Here is a 1,565-nt window from a genome sequence, read left to right as displayed (position 1 = left end):
CACCTCGCCCGCCGAGACCGCGGGGACCGTCGCGTTGACGGCGACCCGCGAGCGCAGCGGCGTCGGCGGGCCCTGCCACGCCATCTCGAGCGCGGAGCGCAGCCAGTGGGCGGCCTCGGGGTCGTCGTATTCCGGGAAGGGACCGAACTCGCCCCACCCGGCCGGCCCCTCGACCAGTGCCACCTCCCGCTCGGTGACGCCACGGAACCGGACCCGCATCGGCAGGGCCACCACGTGGACGCGGGCGAGCAGATCGTCGATCGACTCGGGGCCCGGTACGGATGTCATGCCTCCACGCTAACGTCGACCCCATGACCGAGAGCAGCGCAGCGCAGGGCGAGACCGCGAACCCGTTCGATCCGTCGCAGTGGCGGGAGGTCGAGGGCTTTCGCAGCGGCGAGGACCTCACGGACCTGACCTACCATCGTCACGTGGGCGAGAGCCGGGCCGACGGAATCGTGCGGATCGCCTTCGACCGCCCCGAGGTGCGCAACGCCTTCCGCCCGCACACCGTGGACGAGCTGTACCGGGTCTTCGACCACGCGCGCCGCTCCCCCGACGTGGGGACCGTGCTGTTCACCGGCAACGGGCCGAGCGCCAAGGACGGCGGCTGGGCGTTCTGCTCGGGCGGGGACCAGCGCATCCGTGGGCGGTCCGGGTACCAGTACTCCACCGAGCACGACTCGGACGTGGCCGGCGCGACGGCGGACAAGGTCGACCAGGCGCGGGTGAAGGCCGAGGGCGGACGTCTGCACATCCTGGAGGTGCAGCGACTCATCCGCACAATGCCCAAGGTGGTGATCTGCCTGGTCAACGGGTGGGCGGCGGGCGGGGGGCACTCGCTGCACGTGGTGAGCGACCTGACCCTGGCCTCCCGCGAGCACGCCCGGTTCAAGCAGACCGACGCCGACGTGGGGTCCTTCGACGCCGGATACGGCAGCGCCTACCTGGCCAAGCAGGTGGGCCAGAAGTTCGCGCGCGAGATCTTCTTCCTCGGTCAGGCGTACACGGCCGAGGAGATGTTCCAGATGGGCGCCGTGAACCGGGTCGTGGACCACGCCGAGCTGGAGAGCACCGCGATCGAGTGGGCGCGGCTGATCAACGGCAAGTCGCCCACCGCGCAGCGGATGCTCAAGTTCGCGTTCAACCTCACCGACGACGGACTGATGGGCCAGCAGGTGTTCGCCGGCGAGGCCACCCGACTGGCGTACATGACCGACGAGGCCGTGGAGGGCCGGGACGCGTTCCTGGAGAAGCGGGCCCCGGACTGGGACGACTTCCCCTACTACTACTGACGACGCCGGACCGGTCCATGCCCGCCACCCGCGAACTGCGCGTGCTGCCCGTGCCCGGCGGCCCGGCGGTGGCCGAGCTGTTCCCCGAGTTCGAGCAGCTGCTCGACGACCGTGGTCCCGCCCTGCTGCCCGTCCCGTCCGACGATCCGGTACGCACGCGCCTGCTCTCGGGCGCCATGCGGCCCGGTGACCCCGTCGACGACCGGACGGCGCTGGTGGTGAGCACCTCGGGCTCGACGGGCACTCCCAAGGGGGCGATGCTCTCGGCCG

General features: G+C 71.6%; 1 protein-coding gene and 2 pseudogenes. 2 read left to right on the top strand and 1 reads right to left on the bottom strand.

Annotated features, from left to right (window positions below; all coding sequences use genetic code 11):
• Positions 1-288 (bottom strand): annotated as a pseudogene (locus G6026_RS12170) (O-succinylbenzoate synthase); the annotation flags it as partial.
• Positions 289-311: 23 nt separating this feature from the next.
• On the opposite strand from G6026_RS12170, the gene G6026_RS12165 reads away from it, so the two are divergent.
• Together G6026_RS12165 and G6026_RS12160 are read left to right on the top strand one after the other, a co-directional pair.
• Positions 312-1,295, top strand: a complete 984-nt coding sequence (locus tag G6026_RS12165) for a 1,4-dihydroxy-2-naphthoyl-CoA synthase (protein ID WP_182613332.1) — start codon at positions 312-314, stop codon at positions 1,293-1,295.
• A gap of 17 nt (positions 1,296-1,312) precedes the next feature.
• A pseudogene (locus G6026_RS12160) lies at positions 1,313-1,565 on the top strand (O-succinylbenzoic acid--CoA ligase); the annotation flags it as partial.

This window comes from Dietzia sp. DQ11-38-2 (assembly GCF_014145055.1).
In the GTDB taxonomy this organism is placed as follows: Bacteria; Actinomycetota; Actinomycetes; order Mycobacteriales; family Mycobacteriaceae; genus Dietzia.
The sequence above is the reverse complement of the archived record's forward strand: the minus strand, read 5'-3'. Positions and strand labels throughout refer to the sequence as shown.

Bases quoted from the DNA above. Each gene is read 5' to 3' on its own strand.
- G6026_RS12165 (WP_182613332.1), top strand. From the start codon at position 312: ATGACCGAGAGCAGCGCAGCGCAGGGCGAGACCGCGAACCCGTTCGAT.